Annotated in this window: 16 protein-coding genes and 2 pseudogenes; 5 read left to right on the forward strand and 13 right to left on the reverse strand. The window is 39.3% G+C overall.

The genetic code is table 11. The features are described from left to right. Window positions 1–2: 2 nt before the first annotated feature. Both BLP58_RS08205 and BLP58_RS08210 read right to left on the reverse strand, forming a co-directional pair. Entirely contained in the window at window positions 3–2,204 is a 2,202-nt protein-coding gene (locus BLP58_RS08205; protein ID WP_013853797.1) for an alpha-galactosidase, read from the reverse strand. A 9-nt stretch (window positions 2,205–2,213) separates the two neighbouring features. After that, a pseudogene (locus BLP58_RS08210) lies at window positions 2,214–4,129 on the reverse strand (sugar MFS transporter). 221 nt (window positions 4,130–4,350) lie between these two features. On the opposite strand from BLP58_RS08210, the gene BLP58_RS08215 reads away from it, so the two are divergent. Next, window positions 4,351–5,190: an AraC family transcriptional regulator gene (locus BLP58_RS08215; protein ID WP_013853796.1), complete on the forward strand. Its 840-nt coding sequence runs from the start codon at window positions 4,351–4,353 to the stop codon at window positions 5,188–5,190. Window positions 5,191–5,322: 132 nt separating this feature from the next. On the opposite strand, the gene BLP58_RS08220 is transcribed toward BLP58_RS08215, so the two are convergent. The 7 genes from BLP58_RS08220 to BLP58_RS08250 form a co-directional block, all read right to left on the reverse strand. After that, the gene (locus BLP58_RS08220) at window positions 5,323–5,931 is read right to left on the reverse strand and encodes a hypothetical protein (protein WP_013853795.1); all 609 of its coding nucleotides are present in this window, start codon (window positions 5,929–5,931) and stop codon (window positions 5,323–5,325) included. Window positions 5,932–6,166: 235 nt separating this feature from the next. Continuing rightward, window positions 6,167–7,153: an aldose epimerase family protein gene (locus BLP58_RS08225; RefSeq protein WP_013853794.1), complete on the reverse strand. Its 987-nt coding sequence runs from the start codon at window positions 7,151–7,153 to the stop codon at window positions 6,167–6,169. A 3-nt stretch (window positions 7,154–7,156) separates the two neighbouring features. Beyond that, a complete protein-coding gene (locus tag BLP58_RS08230; RefSeq protein ID WP_013853793.1) occupies window positions 7,157–8,620 on the reverse strand; it encodes a UDP-glucose--hexose-1-phosphate uridylyltransferase in 1,464 nt (487 codons plus the stop codon). A gap of 10 nt (window positions 8,621–8,630) precedes the next feature. Further along, entirely contained in the window at window positions 8,631–9,794 is a 1,164-nt protein-coding gene (locus BLP58_RS08235; RefSeq protein ID WP_013853792.1) for a galactokinase, read from the reverse strand. 97 nt (window positions 9,795–9,891) lie between these two features. Further along, on the reverse strand, window positions 9,892–11,898 hold the full coding sequence (locus BLP58_RS08240; protein ID WP_013853791.1) for a beta-galactosidase: 2,007 nt from the start codon (window positions 11,896–11,898) through the stop codon (window positions 9,892–9,894). Window positions 11,899–11,904: 6 nt separating this feature from the next. Further along, the gene (locus tag BLP58_RS08245; protein ID WP_013853790.1) at window positions 11,905–13,818 is read right to left on the reverse strand and encodes a sugar MFS transporter; all 1,914 of its coding nucleotides are present in this window, start codon (window positions 13,816–13,818) and stop codon (window positions 11,905–11,907) included. A gap of 189 nt (window positions 13,819–14,007) precedes the next feature. Then, window positions 14,008–15,036, reverse strand: coding sequence for a LacI family DNA-binding transcriptional regulator (locus BLP58_RS08250; protein WP_013853789.1), 1,029 nt, complete (start codon window positions 15,034–15,036; stop codon window positions 14,008–14,010). 191 nt (window positions 15,037–15,227) lie between these two features. Here BLP58_RS08250 and BLP58_RS08255 point away from each other — a divergent pair, with 191 nt between their 5' ends. From BLP58_RS08255 to BLP58_RS08270, 4 genes and pseudogenes are all read left to right on the forward strand, one after another. Further along, on the forward strand, window positions 15,228–17,114 hold the full coding sequence (locus BLP58_RS08255) for a glycoside hydrolase family 2 TIM barrel-domain containing protein (RefSeq protein WP_013853788.1): 1,887 nt from the start codon (window positions 15,228–15,230) through the stop codon (window positions 17,112–17,114). Next, complete coding sequence (locus BLP58_RS08260; RefSeq protein WP_013853787.1) at window positions 17,098–18,060, forward strand: beta-galactosidase small subunit; 963 nt, start codon at window positions 17,098–17,100, stop codon at window positions 18,058–18,060. The genes BLP58_RS08255 and BLP58_RS08260 overlap by 17 nt, the downstream gene beginning before the upstream one ends. Before the next feature lie 97 nt (window positions 18,061–18,157). After that, window positions 18,158–19,150, forward strand: a complete 993-nt coding sequence (galE, locus tag BLP58_RS08265; RefSeq protein WP_013853786.1) for a UDP-glucose 4-epimerase GalE — start codon at window positions 18,158–18,160, stop codon at window positions 19,148–19,150. A 104-nt stretch (window positions 19,151–19,254) separates the two neighbouring features. After that, window positions 19,255–19,774, forward strand: a pseudogene (locus BLP58_RS08270) (GNAT family N-acetyltransferase). Window positions 19,775–20,061: 287 nt separating this feature from the next. Here BLP58_RS08270 and BLP58_RS08275 read toward each other — a convergent pair. The 4 genes from BLP58_RS08275 to BLP58_RS08290 form a co-directional block, all read right to left on the reverse strand. After that, window positions 20,062–21,333: an RNA-guided endonuclease InsQ/TnpB family protein gene (locus BLP58_RS08275; RefSeq protein ID WP_074484264.1), complete on the reverse strand. Its 1,272-nt coding sequence runs from the start codon at window positions 21,331–21,333 to the stop codon at window positions 20,062–20,064. Window positions 21,334–21,472: 139 nt separating this feature from the next. Further along, on the reverse strand, window positions 21,473–21,715 hold the full coding sequence (locus BLP58_RS08280; RefSeq protein ID WP_013853784.1) for a type II toxin-antitoxin system YafQ family toxin: 243 nt from the start codon (window positions 21,713–21,715) through the stop codon (window positions 21,473–21,475). Continuing rightward, on the reverse strand, window positions 21,715–21,984 hold the full coding sequence (locus tag BLP58_RS08285) for a type II toxin-antitoxin system RelB/DinJ family antitoxin (protein ID WP_013853783.1): 270 nt from the start codon (window positions 21,982–21,984) through the stop codon (window positions 21,715–21,717). The genes BLP58_RS08280 and BLP58_RS08285 overlap by 1 nt, the downstream gene beginning before the upstream one ends. A gap of 79 nt (window positions 21,985–22,063) precedes the next feature. Continuing rightward, on the reverse strand, window positions 22,064–22,300 hold a 237-nt coding region (locus BLP58_RS08290; RefSeq protein WP_143000333.1), incomplete at its 5' end, for a transposase.

The raw sequence follows: 22,300 nt of genomic DNA on the forward strand, positions 1-22,300 counted from the left end.
TCCTAGTCTACTGCCTTGAAGTGATACATGTAAGCCTTGAAATCGCCGTGTTCTACTGGGTCATAGATGCCCAAGTTCATTAATTCATCGCCGCCATAAACTTGATGAGTAGCTTGATCTTCATATTGTTTATTTGGATCAAGACTAACTAGCTTAGTTTTAGTCAAATATGGTTGAGCTGAAGCCATGACCTTTACTACGCTTAAGACAGCTTCAGTTTTATCTGGTGATACGGTTTCCCAGGCACATTGATTGCTAGTTTGAGCAGACTTCAAACGATAGAATTTGCCAAATTGCGTAATTTTTCTGATCTTTTTATATTCCGCTACTTGCTTAGCTACAGCCTCGCGATCTGCTTGATTCATCTTGGTCAAATCAAGCTCATAGCCAAGATCGCCCCACATTGCAACTACGCCACGCGTATTGAATGGCGTAATGCGGCCATTTTGTTCATTCGGACTAACCGAAACATGAGAAGTCATCATGGATTGTGGGTAAACTAAACTGGTGCCGTATTGAATGGTCAGGCGATCAATGGCATCACTGTCATCACTTGCCCAGATTTGTGGATCATAGTAGGCCATCCCAGCGTCAAAACGACCACCACCACCTGAACAGCCTTCAATTAATAGGTCAGGATGTGTATCAACAATTCGTTCAAGCAAGTCATACAGTCCTAAGACATAACGGTGATAAGTTTCACCCTGTCGATTTGCTGGCAAGTCAGCTTCATAAACATCAGACAAGTGACGGTTCATATCCCACTTGATATAGTAAATCTTGCCTGAGCCTAAGATCTTCTCCATTTGGTTAAAGATATTGTCACGCACTTCCTTGCGACCTAAGTCAAGCAAGTATTGGTTTCTTGATGGACTAGGCTTTCTGCCAGGAACATGCATTAAGTAGTCGGGATGATTTTTATAAATGTCAGAATCATAAGAGATCATCTCTGGTTCAAACCATAAACCAAACTTTAAACCTTGCTCGTGAACATAATCGGCAAAATGTCCTAGACCATTAGGGAACTTCTTGTTAAAGACCTGCCAATCGCCCAAGGATGAATTATCATCATCACGATGTCCAAACCAACCATCATCTAAGACAAACATCTCGATGCCCAACTTTTTGGCATCATCAACGATCGTCTTGAGCTTATCTTCATTAAAGTCGAAGTAGGTAGCTTCCCAGTTATTAACCAAGATGGGACGCACTTCATTCTTGTATTTGCTACGAATAATGCGGTCATGAATCAAACTATGGAAGGCTTGGCTCATCTTGTTTAAACCTTGATCTGAGTAAACCATTAATACTTCGGGCGTTTGAAAATCTGCGCCAGCCTTTAATTTCCAGTTAAAGTTAAAGTCGTTAATTCCAATATTGACGTGAGTTTGCGCGAATTGGTCTTTTTCTACTTCAAACTTGTGGTTGCCTGAGTAAACTAAGGCAAAACCATAGGCATCCCCTTGGAATTCATCCGTATCATGATCAACTAGGGCCAAGAATGGATTCATCTGGTGACTAGAAGTGCCACGGTGACTGGAGAAGACATGAATACCCTGATTAATCTTGTTTCTATCAACTCTTCTTTCATGGGCATGAGCACCCGGCAAGGTGATTGATTCAAAATCGCGATCTACAAAGTCCATTTGCATTGACGCAACTTTTTCTAAGTTAACAGATTCTTGACCTTCATTCTTAACCTTTACTGAACGAACAATTACTGGTCGGTCGCGATAAATCGTGTAGAGCAAGTCAAAGTTTAACCCTGTTTTTTGATCCTCAAGAGTAATAATTAAAGTCTGGGCTTCATCTTGCTTCTCCACCCATGAATGAGGTAGTCCTGCCAAATCTGGCTTGCCAGCTTCAATGCGGTAGCCCTTGTAAGTCAAGAACAAAGCATTAGAACCATCAGCTTGGCGAACTACCGCTGCTGGAGTATGATAATCCATTTCGCCAGCCGTGCTGTATTCCTTAGGCAAAGAGTCTCTTGAAAAAGTTCTGTCAAGTGAACCAGGCAAGTTGCCAGAAAAACCACGGTCAACTCGAGGATAACGCAATTGGTTATGATAATGATTTACTTTTTTACCAAAGTATAAGTGACAAAGCGTGCCGCCATCTTCTATTGATAACAAATATGAAATTTGCTCGTTACGCAGATGAAAGACCTTATTTTTTTCATCAAATGTAATTAATTCTTGTGTCATGATTCTCTCCTACTTGCTTGCAGCCTTGGCTTTAGCTTCTAACGACATCACATTATCTTCAGCCTTAACTTCAGTGCCTGCTTGAGCTGTCAACTTAATATTCTTGAAGTCCTTAGAGTTAGTAACCACCATAATAACAGTATCATCTAAGCCGGCTTTCTTGATCGTTGGATCCCAGAATTCAATCAATTCTTGACCCTTCTTAACCTTTTGTCCTTCAGTCACGTAAGAAATAAAGCCTGTTCCCTTCAGCTTCACTGTGCCAAGACCAATGTGAATCAAGAGCACTACACCGTTATCGCCAACCAAACCAACGGCATGTCTAATGGTGAATACCTGTCTTACTGTAGCGTCAAATGGTGCAAGTACACGACCGTCGCTTGGCTTAATAGCAAAACCTTGACCAACAGAACCAGATGAGAATGTTTGGTCATTTACCTCAGACAAGTTCATTAGTTGACCAGCAATTGGAGTTGGCAATTCAATTGAGCCGTTTGCCTGCTTAGCATCTTGATCACCAGAATACTTCTTGCCCCAAGTTTGTTCAAGCTTAGCAACAATTTCTGCGTGTTTTTGCTCGCTTAAGATAACTTTGCTGGCGAAGATAATGATGGCAATGACAAGCATGACAGCTGGTACGGCAAACATCATTAACTTGAAGTTGGTTCTGCCTGCTGCGGTAATTGAAGCGGCAGTAGCCCCTGTAGTCATTCCGGCCATGATGGCAATTTGACCAACAACACCGTTTGATACGGCACCACCGAACTTATCGATTAACGGACGAACTGATAAAGCCAAACTTTCGTCACGGTGACCAAGTTTTAATTGACCGTATTCAACTGAGTCGGTAATCACCATCAAAACGATCAAGAAGACCATCTGTTGTGGGAAACCAAAGATTGAGGCAGAGCTAATAATACTAATGGCAAATTGCTGCCAGCGAAGGCAAAGATTCCCATACCACAAAGCATAACTACTAAACATGTAGTAAAGAGCGCCTTACGACTCATTCTCTTAGATAAAACTGGGAACAATGAAGTAGCCAAGATTCCTAAGAAGATATTAATAGTTGAAAAGATTGAGAATGCCTTAGGCATGCCCATAATGTAAGTGAAGTAGTAAACTTCAAGTGAGTTAGTAATATTAATGGCAATGCCGTAGAATAAGTAAGCTAATGCTACCCACATTAATTGGTCGTTACCTGACAAAGCCTTGAAAATACCAACGATACCTTTAGTATCTTGCTTGTTCTTACGAATATCGCTGTTAACTTCACGAGTGAATAAACCAACACACCAAGCTGAGACGAAGGCAATACCACAAATAATTGCGGCAAAGATGAACCAACCTCTGTCGTCACCTGTACTAGTTGCCTTAGCTGAGAAGAAGATAACGGCTGGCATAACTAAGATACCAACTAAACCACCACCGACAGTTGAACCGACACGAGCATAAGTAGCTGTCTTTTCACGCTCACGTGAATTAGTAGTTAATGATGGCAACATTGACCAAAAGCCGACATCCTTAAATGAATAAAAGATATCCATGGTAATGTACAAGACAGCAAAAACGATCATGTACAAAACCGCATTCTTTTGATACAAACCACCTAAATTGGTGAAGAGCATTAACAGGATAATTGCTGAAATTGATCCGCCAACTACAACCCAAGGACGGAAGTGGCCCCAGCGAGTCTTGGTTCTGTCGATCGCATTTCCGATGAACGGATCGATCAACAACTCAACGATTCTTAAAGCCATGATGATCAAAGTAACTATACTGATCATTTTGGCATCCTCTGCCGCATTACCTGTGTTAAACAAGTGCGACGTAATAAACATAATTAGGTAGCCTGATAGCAATCCATAGAATGAATCGTTACCAAAGGCACCGAAGCTGTACGCAAGGCGTGCGCCCAGTGACATCTTTCCCCCTCTAAATAATAACTATGTATTCGCTTTCATTACGTTATTAATTATCACATCTAGAGAGGATTTTCTCCATAGCGTCATTTTTCTAGTTCATGTCATTATTTTTATTAAACATTTTGACATCTTTTTTATTAAGATTAGTAGTATTATTGAACTAGTTAACTTTGTCGAAAACATAAAATCATGTTTAAATGGCAAAATTAAAGGGGATTTTTATGGATGGATCATATAGAACTTTAAGCGGAAAAAGCCTGGAAAGCAATATCTTGTTCTGGGGGCAAGAAAACTGTAAACCTAACTACTCTTTCAAAGGTAATAACGTGCGCGATAATTATGTAATTCATTATATTCAAAAAGGCAAGGGTACCTTTGCCTCGGCCAATCATTCAATGGTATCGCTCAAAGCTGGGGATGTCTTTATTTTGCCGAAAGGTGTACCTTGCTTCTATCAAGCCGACGGACAAGAACCCTGGAGCTACTTCTGGCTGGGCTTATCTGGAATTAAAATAAGAGCCATGCTGTCGGGATCGCTCTTATCTACGCAAAATTACCTCAAGCAGGTGCAAGGCAGTAAATTCTGTCAAAGTTTGAATGATTTGTTCAATGCAGCTCATTCTCCCAGTTCTTTAACCAATGACATCTTGATTGAGGCATTATTGTATTTCACTTTCTATAATCTCAATGTCGAATATCCGACCAAGAAGAGAAAGAACTCTATCACCAAGGATGAACAATTGCGTGCTGCCATCACTTACTTAAGACAAAATTTTGATAATCCCAATTTATCAATCGTTGATCTCTGCAACAAGATGGATATTTCTAGAAGTTATCTCTATACATTGTTCAAAAATAATCTTAGCTTCTCGCCGCAACAATTTTTGATCAATCTACGGATGGAAAACGCCAAAGAATTTTTAGCTAATACAGATGATCCAATTCAACTAGTATCACGTGCCGTAGGCTATAGCGATGAATTCACTTTTTCTAAGGCATTTAAACGATACAGCGGCTTCAGTCCGAAGATGTACCGCCAGAGTTTGCCAAAACAGGATTAAAAAAACAGGATTGTTCTATTTTGAAACAATCCTGTTTTTTTTATCTAAAACGCCAATGATAAATACCATAGCCAATTACAGCTAACCATGAAGCAATCGTCATTACTAACAATACCTTGAACCAAGTTGGCATCATAAAACGTGAACTTGGCTCACAATTGACATAATTATTGCTAAGCTAAACCAGTGAATCGGTCGCTGCTTATCTTCCACCATGTAGATAACGTGTATTATCGCATACGGCGCTAACGCGGCACCCCAAGCCATGAAATTGAACTTCAAAATCCCGACCACGATGCCAAATTGCAAATAAATTACCGCCAATAAAACAGCAATAACGTGGTTGACCTTCGCCTTCAGCGCTAATTGATAAATCCCTATTCCAGCAATTAAGAAGACGGCAAAAATGCTAAGAATCTGGAAATTAAACCAATTATGCACTAACAAAAGTACCAACCCATTTAAATAGGCAAAGAATGGACCATACATTGCATTAAAAATTCGTCCTGAATGATTAAACCCATAATTTGTCTGGAAATAAGAATAATTTCCCGTCTTAATCTGCATGCTAGTATCGTAAAACCGGTGAAAATGTAAAAACGCGGCACTGCTTAAAATGACTGCATGCTTCAAAATCTGAAACCGAATCATTAAATAAACGGTCAACAAGATCACAATATAAGAATAACAAGCTAAGGCAATTTTCTGCCAATTCCACTTTTTTAAATCATTTACTTTCATCCTTTGTATTTTTCCTCCACAACACAAAATCGCTACTTAACTTATCACAAACAACGGCAAAATAAAAGAAAAGCAGATGAAGCTTGAGAATTGCTAGCGATATTCTTATTTGCCGGAATATTTGTGGAATAGTTCGGGTTATTTGCAGAAAAAAGAGCGAAATTCTCAACTCAAGAATTTCGCTCTCAATCAAAACGTTATTATTGAAATGGTACAAACAATTTCAACCTAATTTTTATTCAAACTTCCAATCAACGGTCCGCTTGAACTTATCACCAGCTAATAATGTAATCTGGCCGAAATCATTGCCCTCTGCTGGCGGACATTGCGCCTCAAAGGTAATGCCATCATACTGGCCGATATTATCAGGGATGCCAGTATGGTTGAAGTGATTAGCCGTATACAGTACTAAGGCTGGCGCATTAGTAGAAACGGTCAGCTTATGCTCAGCAGAAGACAATACGGTAGCTGGCTTATTTCCATTCAAGATGAATGGATGATCAAGCCCATTACGCAATTTAATTTGCTCATCATTACTCTCCAAGGCGGCACCAATCCGCTTAGCAGTTCTGAAATCAAAGGCAGTATTTGCTACTTCCACCATTCCACAGTCAGGCAAGCCAGATGCATCTACTGGCAAATAATAATCAGCGTTCATCTGCAAGTTCAAGTCTGCCGCATGCTCACCAAGATTGAAGTAAGTATGGTTGACCGGATTGAAGATCGTCAGCTTATCACTCACTGCCTCCAAGCAATAATGCAAGGTATTATCATTATCCAGCTCATAACGAGCATGCAGCTTCAAGTTGCCGGGATAATCATTATGCATATCTGGATCAAATAAAGTCAGATCAACGCGGGCTACTTTTTCATCACAGGATGGTCTGAAACTCCAGACTTGCATGTCGGTCCCGATACCACCATGAATATGGTTTTCACCATCATTTAGAGGCAATTGGTGCGTCTCTAAGCCATGCTTCCATTGACCATGCCGCACGCGACCCGCGATTCTGCCGACAGTACCACCTAAGAAATTACGCTCCTTAGAATAATCTTCAGGCGACTTCAATGACAGAATCATGTTTTCGCCATTAAGCAGTACCTTCTCCAGCGTTGCGCCGTAATTCAGTACCTTCACTGTCATGCCGTGATCATTTTGCAATGTTATCTCACAGAGATCCTGATCATCTTTTCTACCATATTTAACAAAGTTTGTTTTCATAATTTAGCCGATTTCTCTAGTTAATGCTAAGATAAATTGATCCCAACCCTTGTCGCCGTCTGCATCGTTCTTGAAGACGCCGGCATCTTGCAAGACTTGTTCAAAGACTTCAACTAGAGCTTGTTGCATGATTGAATCAACATTGTCCCAGCTGATTTCATTCTCAGCCTTCACTCGGTCAGCCCAATCCTTGTGGCTAGCAGCCATCTTGTTGTCTTCACCGAGCCAGTACTTCTTAACTTCTTCAAGTTCACTCTTGAGTCGACCTGGCAGGATTGCACGACCCATTACTTCAATTAAGCCGATATTTTCCTTCTTAATGTGCCATAACTTTTCGTGTGGGTGGAAAATGCCCAAAGGATATTGGTCACTAGTGTTGTTATCACGCAAAACTAGATCAAGCACGAAGTTCTTGCCTTCACGGTGCATGATTGGCGTTACCGTGTGGTGACGAGTCTTACCATCGTAAGCCTTAATGCTGCGTGCAGTGTCTGAATAATTATCCCAGAATTTAATAATCTTTGCACCAAGATCAATTAAATCCAGTGAATTTTCACTAGTTAAACGCAAGTCACTCATTGGCCAGTCAACGATCCCAGCCATCACAGTTGGATATGAATCAAAGACAACGGTCTTCTTGATGCCAGCTTTCATCATTGGGAAAGTATGACGACCACCTTGGTAGTGTTCATGAGCAAGCATTGAACCACCAACAATTGGCAAGTCCGCATTAGAACCAACGAAATAGTGTGGGAAGATCTTTTCAATATCAACCAAGTTAATTAATGTTTGTTCATTAATCACCATTGGAATATGCTTTTGATCCAAGAAAATGCAGTGTTCATTAAAGTAAGCATATGGTGAATATTGGAAGCCCCATGGACGACCGGCAATGTTCATGCGGATAATTCTCAAGTTAGAACGAGCATTCTTACCGTAGCCACCCTTGTAACCTTCATTTTCTAGACAAAGCGCACATTGTGGGTACTTCTTGCCTGTGGCATGAGCTGCCGCTGCAATGGCTTTCGGATCTTTTTCAGGTTTAGACAAGTTAATCGTAATTTCTAGGCCATGACCCTTGGAACTAGTGCCTGAGAAGACCACATTCTTAGCAATAGCTTCTTTTTTAACATAATTATTGTCTTCACAAAGCTTGTAGAACCAATCCGTTGCTTTTTCAGAAGACTTTTGCATCTTTTGCCAGAAAATACTATTAGTCTTAGATGGTGTTGGTGTTGCCAAATCGTATAATTGATCATTCAAGACTTCACGTGAAGTGATGTCATCAGAAATTTTTTCATTTTTAACGGCTAAGTCAACTAATTGCTTGGCGGCTGGCTTATCATTTTCCTCTTCATCGTTATCGCCAACTAAACCGCGAATTTTGTTAATGACATAGACACGATCAAGTGGTTCGTACGCGCCGCTATTAATTACTTCGTCTGCAAATTTTTCAATAACCTTCATAACTTACCCCTTAAATTCTCTTAGTACCATCAACAATCTCTGCATCGTAGAAGCTAGCATCATAACCAATTGTATCGCGGTAAACTTGACCAACATTCTTCTTGAAGTTCTCGGCTTCAGACTTCTTAACGATGGCAATTGCGCTACCGCCGAACCCGCCACCGATCATTCTTGCACCAAGTACGCCAGGTTGTTTCCAAGAAGTTTCTGCTAAAGTATCAAGTTCCTTACCAGTTACTTCGTAATCATAATGAAGTGAAACGTGAGAAGCATTGATCAAGCGACCTAATTTAGCCAAGTCGCCGTCCTTCATTGCTTTAGTAGCACGCAAAGTTCTTTGGTTTTCACTAACGGCATGACGCACACGCTTGATTTCAGTTTCATTATTAATAAGGTAGGAATATTCATCAAAGGTGTTGTTATCAAGTTCACCAAGTGACTTAATATCGAGCTTCTTTTGCAACTTCTTCAATGCGCTGCCACATTCAGCAACTCTGTTATTGTAGGCGGAGTCAGCTAAGGTATGTTCCTTATTAGTAGCCATAATGATAATTTCATAATCACCCAAAGCAAGTGGCATGTACTCATACTTTAAGGTGTTGCAGTCAAGGAAGATAGCACTGTCTTTTTTACCCATGATGCAGGCAAATTGGTCCATGATCCCTGAGTTCAAACCAACGAATTCATTCTCAGTTCTTTGACCCATCTTTGCTAAAGCAATACGATCAACGTCCAAGTTGAATTCATCCTTCAAGATAATACCCATGAGCATTTCAATGGCGGCACTTGATGACAGACCTGAACCTGATGGCAAGTTGGCCTTAATATACAAGTTAAAGCCATGATCAATGTTGTCATACTTTTCACGCAAGTATGTGATCATGCCCTTAAAGTAGTTAGTCCAGAAACGATCATCCTTTTCTACGGTAGTGTCATCAATGTCGAATTCAACGATATCACCGTCAACGTTGCCTGAGAACAAACGCACTTTCTTGTCATCTCTTGGGCCATAAACGCCATAGACACCTAAACTAATTGCGGCTGGGAAGACATGCCCGCCATTGTAGTCGGTATGTTCGCCAATAACATTAATTCTGCCTGGTGAGAAGAAGACATCCTTAGCCTTTTCACCAAAAGTCTTTTCGTATTCTTTAAGCAATTCTTCTTTATTCATTGTTTGTATCTCAATAATTAATCTGTAATCGTTTTCAAATAATAGTATATGACATTTATTCTATTTAGTAAATAGTTTACTTGAATAAATAATTATTCTATTTAACCAAAACTTGCACGTCCCAAGCTCTCATCTTAACTTGAGCTAATTCACCAGTTAATAAATTTGGATAATTATTAAATTCAGTTGGCAATTCTCGTTCTTCATTGCTCATGTTCAAAACGAAGTACAATTTCTTGCCATCTTGGGTAACACGCTTAGTCACCTCTAACTTATGACTATCACCTACTAAGGATTTAACCCCAGTAGACAACACAATATGATTAAACAACTGTGTTAAGCCTTGATGATCTAGTCTGGTACCAACATACCATGTCTTGCCTTGACCATATTCATTCTCAGTTATAGCAGGCGTGCCAGCATAAAACTCGTTGGCATATTTGGCTAAAACCTTAGCATCCCCTGAATGAATCAAGTCACAGATGAAGCCTGCATTATAAGTTTGACCATTCAAGGAAACAGTCGTCTTATGCCCTGGCACAACTGCGTCGCTTTCCTCCACCCAGATGCCTGTTACATCCTTAAGTGGACCAGGATAGCCACCTAAATAAACGTTATCCGTTTCATTAACCATACCAGACATATAGGTAGTAACAAAATTGCCACCCTGTTTGACATAGTCGTTAATCTTTTCTCCTAATCCAGGCTTAACCATGTATAAAACTGGTGCTACCAACAGATCATATTTACTGAAATCATCATCGACGCTAATAATATCAGTTAGAATATTGCGTTCATAAAATTTACGGTAATAATCCAAAATTGACTCAACATAGTTCATATCTTGGCTAATGCCATCAACGAATTCATAAGACCAGAAGTTGCTCCAGTCAAAGATGATCCCCACTTTAGCATTAGTCTTTGAACCCAAGATAGTTGGACCAGCCTTTTTCAGCTTTTTTCCTAAGGCAGTTAATTCCTTAAATACTCTGGTATCCGTTCTCTGTGAGTGCGCAATTACAGCACTATGGAATTTTTCAGAGCCACCAACTGCTTGCTTCAACTGGAAGAACTGCACGGTATCCGCACCATGAGCTACAGCTTGCAATTCCGTTGCTACCATTTGACCTGGACGCTTCAGTGGACTATAAGGCTGCCAGTTAACCTGTGAAGGTGCCGATTCCATTAATATGAATGGCTGGTGTTTGAGTGAGCGCATTAAGTCATAAAGAAAGGCCGGCTTATAAGCTGGAGCATCATAGGTTGGATAAGAATCATAAGAGATAATATCCTGATCTTTAGCCCATTTTTGATAATCAATCATCTTATTTGGCAAACTATGAAAATTAGTTGTCACTGGCGTTTCTGGGTCATATTTCTTAATAATTCGTTTTTCTAACTTAAATAGATTTTGTAAACTCTCGGATTGGAAACGCAGATAGTCAATCGACATGCCAGCGACAATCGTCTCGGTTCCTTCTGGACCCCAAGCATCCCCTAGTTCATTTGGTACGACAATTTCATCCCAATGATAGATAGTATGACTCCAAACATTCATATTCCAAGCATGATTTAAATTATCTAAAGTCTGATACTTATTTTTTAGCCATTCACGAAAAGCGTTCTGACAATTCTCGCAATAACAGTTGCCGCCATATTCATTATTAACGTGCCAAACCACAATATGTGGATTATTGCTATAGCGCTCAGCGAGCTTCTCTACTAACTCACCAGCTAATCTTTGATAGTTTTTACTATTAGGGCAGAAGTTGTGACGCTGTCCGAAAACATGACGTCTGCCTTGATAATCAACGCGGGCAACATCCGGATATTTTTTGAACATCCAAGCTGGCATCGCAGCTGTTGAGGTACCTAATACAATGTCAAAATTAACCTCAGACAATTCTGCAATAATCTTGTCTAACTTGCTAAAGTCATACTTGCCTTCTTCAGGTTCAAGCAATGCCCATGAAAAGATGTTAATCGTCGCTGAATTCAAATCAGCTTGCTTGAACACCTTAATATCCTTGGTCCAAGTATCTTCAGGCCATTGATTAGGATTATAATCTCCGCCATATAAAAAGCGTGTTAAAGTTTGTGTCATATTTTTTTACTTAAACTGTACTTCTACTACTTTTTCACCATGTTTAATAATTGTCCCAGCTTGAATCGCACTAGACTTCTCAATTCTGCCTGGCTGCGTGTAGAAGGTAACCACAGTATCTTTATAGCCATTATTAAGAGCTAGATCACGATCGAATCCCAGCAACAGATCGCCCTTCTTAACCGCTTGACCATCATCATAATAGGTTTCAAAACCTTCACCGCGTAGGTTAACTGTACCTAAACCAACGTGGACAACTACTTGCAATCCATTTTGTGAGATAATCTCGAAGGCATGCTTAGTACCAAAGGTGAACTTAATCGTGCCATCAAATGGTGCATAGATCTTGCCGCTGCTTGGTTCAATTGCAAAGCCCTTGCCTGGGAATGGTTGACCCTTTTCATCAACAACTGATGACATGGCCATTAATTTACCATCTGCCGGTGCGTAGACAGATTGAGTTTTCACACTAACTGCAGCTTGTTCCTTTTCAATCTCGCCTTCAGCCAATTTATCCTTTAGTTGTTCTACAACTTGAGCGTGCTTCTTTTCAGTCAAAGTTACTTTACTTAAGAAAACAATAATTGATAGAACTGCTAAAGCCAGTGGAATATACAAAGCCATAATATTAAACGTACTAATATCATGAGCAGTCATATCAGCTGCCGTAGCTGTACCGGCCATCCCTGCCGCAATAGCAACATAACCAACTAAGGCATTAGATACGGCACCAGTAAACTTATCAATCATCGGACGAACGGCTAAGACAACGGCTTCATTTCTTTGACCACTCTTAAGCTGTCCATATTCAATTGCATCAGTCACAGTCAAAACAGTTACTAACTGTGCAAAGTTAATATTTAATAAAGCTAAGCCTAAGTCCATTAAGAAAATATTGCTGCGACCAAAAATAAACAATAGATATGCTAAACACATGCAAGTTTGTCCGCCAATGAATAACCATTTTCTTGGAATGTATTTATTCAAAATTGGGAATAATGGACTAATAAAGAAACCAATAATAGTTGCGATGACACCTACTACCCAGAAATCACCAGGTTTGCCAAGTACGAATTTGTACATGTAGAACAAAACACCGTAAGTGATTACGTTGGCCAGTGAAAAGAGCAAGTAAGCTAAACTTGGCCATAAGATCTGATCGTTATGGAAGATAGCTCCAAACACTTGACGCAAAGTTGTCTTTTGCTTGGCAGAATTTCTAATAATATTATGCTTTTCCTTAGTACCAAAGCAGACAATTAAAGCACTGACAATTGCCAAAGCTGAAATTACAGCCGCAAAGGCCAACCAACCAGGTGCACCTTCCTCATGTTTACCGGTTACAGCGAAGGTTACTGCTGTAACAATTGGAACAACGATAATTGCTAAGCCATTCCAACCAATCGCACCCGAAAAAGCACCAAGTGAAGTATAAATACCACGTGCATGTGAATCCTCACTCAAAGCCGGAACCATGCCCCAATATGAAACATCAGATAATGAATAAAAAATGTCAAAACTGATATAAATTAGTACAAATAGAATAGCAAAGAGTACCCAGCTCTTTTGTGCTAAACCAAAGATTCCTGTAAATAAAACTAACAATAAAGCTGCACTGACAACAGTACCTGTTAGAATCCAGGGCTTGAATTTACCCCATCTTGTTTTAGTATTGTCAACAATATTACCCAAAATTGGGTCAATTACCAATTCAACAATTCTGATAACAACCATTAAGCCAGTGATCAGTCCAATCAATTTGTCTGCGACTGATTGTTGCAAGCCGTTGAACATCCCGCTAGTAATAAAAATAATAAAGTAAGTACTCATTACACCGTAAAAGGCTGAGTGACCTAAGTTACCCAAACAGAACGATGCATAGGAAACAATTTGCTTTCCCGAAACTTTATGACTATGCATTTCTTTTCCTCCCCTAAACGCTTATTGAAATCGTTTACAATGCTTACTATATACTCTTTTGTTGTTGTAGTAAATATTATTATTTTATTCACTAAATGATTTACTGAAACATACAAAAAAAGAGAATGCTATCTATCAACATTCTCTTTTAAAGACTCTATTAAAAAATTTTTTTGTTTAGTAAAAAGTTTACTTTGCCTTGGGAACAAAACTCTTACGTATCACTAAATTAGTGTTCATGCTAACATCCATATGAGCCCAATCAGGCTTAATAATCAAATTCGTCAAAATATCTAATGCCATATCGATCATCTCTTGCTGATTAATATTGTAGGAAGATAAAGGCGGTGAAACATATTTAACAACGTTGCTGTTATTAATACTTAAAATGACGGTATCATTGGGAACGTTTACTTTTTCTTCATTAAATGCTTGCAACACGCCCACAGCTAAAGTATCAGAAGCAATCAAAAAAGCTTGGGGCAATTTATCTTTGCACTTAGCCAGAACTTCCTTCCCCAATCGATAGCCATTATCCACGCCAAATGGACCATCAACAAACATCCACTCAGTACTCTTGCCTCTAGCCTTCATATAATCCGCAAATTTAGTCGTTCGCACATCAAATTCTTGGATATCGTTATGCTTTTGTCCCCAGCCACCAATAAAACCGATACGATCGTAGCCATTCTTAATAAATAGATCGATGGCATTCTTCACCGTTAAAACTAAGTTAGGCCGAATAGAATCAAATAATTCAGGTGCTGGATTAGTATCTACAAAAACACCGTTAGGCAAGACCTCATGCAGTTTCTTTAAACTAGAATCCTTAATTGGTCCCGCCCCTACACCAATAAAGCCTTGAAAAGAAGAAGCATTCTGAATTAAGTCTTCTACATCATAGAAGGTTTTCATCTTCAAAGCATCATGCTCTACCGTTAAAGCATCATGCTCTACCGTTGAAATTAATGCTTGTTTAAGGGAAGTAAAATACTCATCCTGAAGCTGTTCTTGGTGATTTACCCGATAAAGCAAAGCGATCGTGGGACGAATTTTCTTTTCTTGGTGATCTTTCCAATAGCCTAATTTATTAGCTATTTCTAAAATTTTATTCTTAGTATCTGCCGTGATTGATAAGCTGGGGTCATTATTAAGCAGACGAGAAACCGTGGCCGAGGAATAACCTGATTCTTGGGCAATCTCTTTAATTGTTGTCATAATTATTTCTTTTCTATTTACATAAAGTTTTTATTTTTATTATACAAACTATTTACTAACTTTCAAAGCAGTCAAGACAGCACATATAATAAATAATTTATTTTTATCAGTAAATTATTTATTAACTAGCTATAAACGTGTTATAATAAAAGCGTTTCCAAGTAGTTTTTTTATAGAAATCAGGTAATAACATGCAAGCAAATATTAAATGGCTTGATGATCCTGAAACTTTCAGGGTTAATCAATTGCCTGCTCACAGCGATCATCCTTTTTACCGGAATTATCGCGAATGGCAAGAACAGCGCAGCAGCTTTAAACAAAGTTTAAATGGCACTTGGCAATTTAAGTTCTCACCTAATCCACAAAGTCGGCCAAAAGACTTTTACCAAAAAGATTTTGACGCTTCAAGCTTTGGCACTATTGCTGTGCCAAGTGAAATTGAATTAAGCGATTTTGCTCAAAATCAATATATTAATATCCTGGCTCCTTGGGAAGGTAAAATCTTCCGTCGGCCAGCTTATGCACTGAACCAAAATGATAAAGAAGAGGGCTCTTTTAGTGAAGGCAAAGATAACACGGTCGGCTCTTACATCAAGCATTTTGACGTTGAACCTGGTCTGCAACAGCAACACGTCCACATTGTCTTTGAAGGCGTTGAAAGAGCAATGTTTGTTTGGCTAAATGGTCACTTCGTAGGCTATGCCGAAGACAGCTTCACCCCTTCAGAGTTTGATTTAACTCCATATTTGCAAGAAAAAGACAATGTTCTTGCGGTAGAAGTCTTCAAGCAAGGTACTTCATCTTGGCTAGAAGATCAAGATATGTTCCGCTTCTCCGGTATTTTCCGCTCAGTTGAGCTAGTTGGCATCCCTGCTAATCATTTAACTGATATGGACCTTAAACCAACAGTCAAAGATAATTACCGTGACGGTGTCTTCAACGCCAAGCTGCACTTCACCGACCAAGCTGCTGGTTCACTCCATCTTGTAGTTAAAGATGAAACTGGTCAAACTTTATTAGAAAAGCGTGAACCACTGCAAAAGACTGTGGCCATCACAGATCAAGAATTTCCAGACGTTCATCTCTGGAGCAACCATGATCCATATCTTTATCAATTATTAATTGAAATCTATGATGAGCAAGACAATCTAGTTGAACTTGTTCCTTATCAGTTCGGCTTTAGAAGAATTGAGATTAATAAAGACAAAGTTGTCTTACTCAACGGGAAACGTCTAATCATCAATGGTGTCAACCGACATGAATGGGACGCCAAACGCGGCCGCAGCGTAACTATAGCTGACATGACTTCTGACATTCATACCTTTAAGGAAAATAATATTAATGCTGTCAGAACCTGTCACTATCCTAACCAAATTCCGTGGTATTACCTCTGTGATCAAAACGGAATCTATGTTATGGCCGAAAACAACCTAGAATCTCACGCTACCTGGCAAAAAATGGGAGCAATTGAACCATCATACAATGTTCCTGGTTCTGTACCACAATGGAAAGAAGTTGTAGTTGATCGGGCTCGCAGCAATTACGAAACCTTCAAGAACCATACTTCAATTCTCTTTTGGTCATTAGGCAACGAATCATATGCCGGTGATAACATTATCGCCATGAATAAGTTCTATAAGTCTCATGATGATTCGCGTCTTACCCACTACGAAGGCGTTGTCCACACGCCAGAATTAAAAGATAAAATCTCTGATGTCGAAAGCTGCATGTATTTGCCACCTAAGCAAGTAGAAGAATACTTGCAGAATAATCCAGCCAAGCCATTCATGGAATGTGAATACATGCATGACATGGGCAACTCCGATGGTGGCATGGGCTCTTACATTAAGCTGCTTGACCAGTACCCACAATACTTCGGTGGCTTCATCTGGGACTTCATCGACCAAGCACTCTTAGTTCATGATCCAATCAGCGGACAAGATGTCTTGCGCTACGGTGGCGACTTCGATGATCGTCATTCAGACTATGAATTTTCTGGCGATGGCTTAATGTTTGCCGACAGAACGCCAAAGCCAGCTATGCAGGAAGTGAGATACTATTATGGATTACACAAATAAGCAATTACAAATCATTTACGGTGATGCAACACTAGGAATTGATGGCGAAGATTTCCACTACATCTTTAGCTATGAAAAAAACGGTCTTGAATCAATGAAGATTAAAGGCAAAGAGTGGCTCTACCGTGTGCCAATGCCAACTTTCTGGCGGGCAACTACCGATAACGACCGCGGAAGCGGCTTCAACCTTAAGGCTGTTCAATGGCTCGGTGCCGATATGTTTAATAAATGCATCGACAAGCACTTGAAAGTCGATGATCATGACTTTGATCAATTGCCAATTGCACCCATCAATAATAAGTTCAGCAATCACGAATATGCTAAGCAGGTTGAAATAACTTTTACCTATGAAACATTAACAATTCCTGCGACTAAAGTAAAAGTAATTTATAATATTGATAGTACTGGTCAAATTAAGGTAACCATGCATTATTATGGTAAAAAAGGTTTGCCTGCCATTCCTGTGATTGGGATGCGTTTCATTATGCCAACGGCCGCTACTAGCTTTGACTATACTGGTTTGTCTGGTGAGACCTATCCTGACCGGATGGCTGGAGCGGAAAAAGGCAGTTTCCACGTTGATGGTTTGCCAGTTACTAGATATTTAGTACCTCAAGAGAACGGGATGCACATGCAAACTGAGGAATTAACTATTAACCGCAATACTACCCCAAATAATGCGGATCATGATCAAAGTGAATTTTCTCTCAACGTCAAGCAAGCTGATAAGCCATTTAACTTCAGTTGCTTACCATATACAGCCGAAGAATTAGAGAACGCGACGCACATTGAGGAATTGCCACTTAAGCGTAGAACCGTTTTAGTTATTGCTGGAGCCGTTCGCGGTGTTGGTGGAATTGATAGTTGGGGCTCAGATGTTGAACCAGCTTATCATATTGATCCAGAAAAAGATCATGAGTTTTCCTTCATCTTAAACCAGTTTTAAAATAATTTATTTAAATAAGTAAATTATTTACTAAAATATGTGCTATAATGTAACTGATTTTAAATAAAAGGCAAATAATGATTAAAGGAGAAAATAGATGAAAGTTTTAGTTATCGGTGGTGCAGGCTACATTGGCTCACACGCTGTTCGCGAATTAGTTAAGGCAGGCAACGACGTTGTTGTCCTTGATGCTTTATACACTGGCCACAGAAAGGCCATTGATCCTAAAGCTAAGTTCTATCAAGGCGATATCGAAGATACCTTCTTAGTAAGCAAGATTTTGCGCGACGAAAAAATCGATGCAGTAATGCACTTTGCCGCTTACTCATTGGTTCCGGAATCTGTCAAGAAGCCCCTTAAGTACTACGACAATAACGTTACTGGTATGATTTCATTATTGAAGGCTATGAATGACGCTAACGTTAAGTACTTAGTCTTCTCAAGTTCCGCCGCAACTTACGGCATTCCTAAGAAGTTGCCAATCACCGAAGATACTCCACTTAACCCAATCAACCCATATGGTGAAACCAAGATGATGATGGAAAAGATCATGGCTTGGGCTGACAAGGCTGATGGCATTAAGTATACTGCTCTGCGTTACTTCAACGTTGCTGGTGCTTCAAGCGATGGCTCAATCGGTGAAGACCATGCTCCAGAGACTCACTTGATTCCAAATATTTTGAAGAGTGCCCTTTCTGGTGACGGCAAGTTCACTATCTTTGGTGATGACTATAACACTAAGGATGGTACTAACGTCCGTGACTACGTTCAAGTCGAAGACTTAATCGACGCCCACATTTTGGCATTAAAGCACATGATGAAGACCAACAAGTCAGACGTCTTCAACTTGGGTACTGCACATGGTTACTCCAACCTTGAAATTTTGGAAAGTGCTAAGAAAGTTACCGGTATCGACATCCCTTATACTATGGGTCCACGTCGTGGCGGTGACCCTGACTCACTTGTTGCCGATTCAACTAAAGCAAGAACTGTTTTAGGCTGGAAACCAAAGCACGAAAATGTTGACGATGTAATCGCAACTGCCTGGAAGTGGCACCAAAACCACCCAAAGGGTTATGAAGACAAGTAAAGTAAATTAAGATTTTAACCTATCTTTTTAACTTATTCTATTATCTAAGAAACGCTGACAACCGTCAGCGTTTTTTGTTACTAAAATTATGAGAAAATAGAACTATGATTACTATTAAAAGAATAACCGAAAATAATAAAAATGACATTAATCATCCCAATGAACCTTTTCAAATATGGGGAAAATTGGTTCCTAGTTTAACTGAGGGAAAATGGGACTATCATATTCAAAAGTTTAAACATACAAGTCAGCAATGTTTTCCTAACTATGATTATCAATATGATCCTAATACAATCTACCTGGGTGCTTACGATCATGATCAATGCATCGGCATTGCTATTTTAGAACAGGGCCATGTTCAAGTATTTATATTTAGATGACCTAAAGGTTGATCAAAAATATCGCGGAAAACATATTGGCAGTCGTTTGATCAAGGCAGCGTTAAACGAAGCTCATCAATTGAAGTTACAAGGCGTATATACGATTGCTCAAGATAATAATTTATCAGCTTGTTTGTTTTATTTAAAAAATAGCTTTGAAATCGGTGGTTTTAATAACCGCGACTATCGTGGCACTGCTCAAGAAGGAAAAGCTGATATCTATTTCTATCGTGATTGCAAATAATCAAAGAAAATAACTATCAATGATCATTACTTTCTTTAACAAGAAGCAATGATAAAACGAGGATCAGTAAAACAATACAAGCCAATCTGGTTGTATGACCTACCACCCATCAAATAGATGGGTGGTCTCTTTATTAGAGCTTTTTTGCGAACAGCCTGACTTGTGCTCTTCATTCAAAAATGTCTGCTCAAATATGCTAAGCTTTGTGGCTTTTTAATTCCCACCAGAGCATAGCGGTCGGCCTATCTTAGCAAGGCTTGGCCCAAGCCTGTTTTTGCTATTTTCTTTTAGCTAGCTGCTCTAGCTAAGATGTTCTTAGCCGCATTTTCATCTCGATCGTGATCTGTTTGACAGTATGGACAAGTCCAGTTTCTGACTGCCAGCCAGTCTCTAGTTTTCATGTGCGCAAACTGCGGATTCTTTCTGCCGCATGCCGAACAGATGCGACTAGTATACTGCGGCGCCACCACAATTAATTTCTTGCCGTACCACTCGCACTTATACGCCAACAGCCTTCTGAACGTTGCCCAAGAAGCATTAGCGATATTATGCGCCAATTTGTGATTGCCTAAAAGATTCTTGACTTTCAAATCTTCAATGGCAATCACATCATAGCTTTTAACCAGCTCAGTTGTCACTTTTTGCAAGTAGTCGTATCTAATGTTTCTAATCTTCAGCTGGTACTTGCTTTTGGTCTTTCTCAGATTCTGCCAATTATAATAATCATACTTATCAATCTTAGTTTCATATTCATGATTAAATCTAGCTACTTGCTTCTCAACCGCTGTGCGATTGTGGTCGCAATGACTTTGGCGCTTGATCATTTCTTTTTCTAGCTTAAAGGTATCAGGCACGCTAAAGCGGCGGCCATCACTGGTAACTAGCCACTCTTTATCCAGTCCGACATCAATGCCGACCATTTTCCCGGTCTTTTTGCTCTTAGTGCTGTATTGAGCCAACTGTCGCTTGTCTTTCACGACAGAAAAGCTGATATAGTAGCGGTTTAAGTCCTGCCGGTAGGAGATGACGGCTTTTGGGATTCTGACATTTCTAAGATTATTCAAAGAACTGATTCTTAAAGTAATGCCATTCTTTTTGCCAATTCTTAAATGATGCGGACTAAGCACTTCAATCTGAGCTTGAGCGCCAGCTCTAGTTTGATATTTAACGTTTTTAATCGTTGCTGTTTGAGAATAATACTTACGGCTTTTAAACCTAGGCTTGCCTTGCTTAGCTTGCTTTTTAGTCAGAAAAGCCCACATAGCATCGCTAAAGCGCTCGACAGTAAATTGCAAGGAGGTGCTGTTAATTCGCTTAAGCCATTCATGCTCTTTGCGCATTAAAGGTAGCCAGCTCTTCAAGATCCCAATCTTAGGAAACTTAAGCTGAGGATTAGCCTCATAGCGTGCCTCAAAAGCAGCTACAAATTGGTTCCAGACAAAGCGGTTAGCTCCAAACAGCTGCCAAATCCAGGCGATTTCTTCGCCCTCTGGATAAATGCGATATTTTCTAGTGCCAAGCTGAATTTCCTGCTCAGCCAGCTTAGTTTTAAAAGCCATAATTTCATCTCCTGAAGATAACGATATTATTTGCGTATTTAATTTTACCATCGAAAGAATAAATTTAGATAAAAAAGCAGGAGAAAGACCAAATTCATCCCCTCATCAATAGATGGGAAGGTATTCTTTTTTCTTTCTCCTAACTGTTTGCTCTTAGTGCATAAAATAATAACCAATCATCATTATAAGATCTATCAACATGAACATGATACAGTGGCGGATGTGTTCCGTGTATCACTCCTAATTTATGCTTTTCTTTTAATTCTTTGAAATTCTCAGCTTCAATTAGTTCTACTATTTTATTAACTTTAGTTAAGTCATAATGTTTCTTTTTATACTTCTTGGCGGTCCTTAAAAAATACTTTTTAGGTATAACTTTCATTAATTTAAATCCTTTAGCCAGTTTTTACTAAAATCTTCTGCTGAAGAATATTCTTTACCATTACTTTTTTCATCATGCATTTCTTTAATAACTTCTAAAGCACCATTATCAGCTTTAGGTGTAAATGGTAGTTTTTGTTGTTGAATCACAGCAGTATAAAAAAATCTAGTAGCCGTTGCCATATCCATTCCCATAGATTTAAAAGTAGCCTGTGCTTCCTCTTTCATACTTTTAGGAAGTTTCATGTTAAAATTAGCCGTTTCGCTCATATATGTCACCTCTTAAGAAACTGTCAAATCTTTTGTGTAAATAAATCTTTCTCGTAGATTGATTTTTTTAATTAATTATTTATTCAAAATAGGATTCTAGAGTGTCTTGTACTTGACCAAAGCCTTTATGAATTCGCTTGAAATATCGATCATTGTAGCTCATTGCTTGTATTCCAATGAAAGTATCAAGCGACTGTTCATTTGGAAACTCTGCTTTAGGTTTGGCTTTGCGCTTAACAACATTATTAAAGGATTCAATCATGTTAGTTGAATAGATTGAACTTCTGATCTGTTTCGGATAGTTATAAAAAACTAG

The sequence above is a fragment of the Lactobacillus kefiranofaciens genome, assembly GCF_900103655.1.
Taxonomy (GTDB): Bacteria; Bacillota; Bacilli; order Lactobacillales; family Lactobacillaceae; genus Lactobacillus; species Lactobacillus kefiranofaciens.

Excerpts from the sequence above, each read along its gene's own strand:
- BLP58_RS08205 (WP_013853797.1), bottom strand. The coding sequence starts at position 2,204 with ATGACACAAGAATTAATTACATTTGATGAAAAAAATAAGGTCTTTCAT.
- BLP58_RS08215 (WP_013853796.1), top strand. The coding sequence starts at position 4,351 with ATGGATGGATCATATAGAACTTTAAGCGGAAAAAGCCTGGAAAGCAAT.
- BLP58_RS08220 (WP_013853795.1), bottom strand. The coding sequence starts at position 5,931 with ATGAAAGTAAATGATTTAAAAAAGTGGAATTGGCAGAAAATTGCCTTA.
- BLP58_RS08225 (WP_013853794.1), bottom strand. The coding sequence starts at position 7,153 with ATGAAAACAAACTTTGTTAAATATGGTAGAAAAGATGATCAGGATCTC.
- BLP58_RS08230 (WP_013853793.1), bottom strand. The coding sequence starts at position 8,620 with ATGAAGGTTATTGAAAAATTTGCAGACGAAGTAATTAATAGCGGCGCG.
- BLP58_RS08235 (WP_013853792.1), bottom strand. The coding sequence starts at position 9,794 with ATGAATAAAGAAGAATTGCTTAAAGAATACGAAAAGACTTTTGGTGAA.
- BLP58_RS08240 (WP_013853791.1), bottom strand. The coding sequence starts at position 11,898 with ATGACACAAACTTTAACACGCTTTTTATATGGCGGAGATTATAATCCT.
- BLP58_RS08245 (WP_013853790.1), bottom strand. The coding sequence starts at position 13,818 with ATGCATAGTCATAAAGTTTCGGGAAAGCAAATTGTTTCCTATGCATCG.
- BLP58_RS08250 (WP_013853789.1), bottom strand. The coding sequence starts at position 15,036 with ATGACAACAATTAAAGAGATTGCCCAAGAATCAGGTTATTCCTCGGCC.
- BLP58_RS08255 (WP_013853788.1), top strand. The coding sequence starts at position 15,228 with ATGCAAGCAAATATTAAATGGCTTGATGATCCTGAAACTTTCAGGGTT.
- BLP58_RS08260 (WP_013853787.1), top strand. The coding sequence starts at position 17,098 with ATGGATTACACAAATAAGCAATTACAAATCATTTACGGTGATGCAACA.
- galE (WP_013853786.1), top strand. The coding sequence starts at position 18,158 with ATGAAAGTTTTAGTTATCGGTGGTGCAGGCTACATTGGCTCACACGCT.
- BLP58_RS08275 (WP_074484264.1), bottom strand. The coding sequence starts at position 21,333 with ATGGCTTTTAAAACTAAGCTGGCTGAGCAGGAAATTCAGCTTGGCACT.
- BLP58_RS08280 (WP_013853784.1), bottom strand. The coding sequence starts at position 21,715 with ATGAAAGTTATACCTAAAAAGTATTTTTTAAGGACCGCCAAGAAGTAT.
- BLP58_RS08285 (WP_013853783.1), bottom strand. The coding sequence starts at position 21,984 with ATGAGCGAAACGGCTAATTTTAACATGAAACTTCCTAAAAGTATGAAA.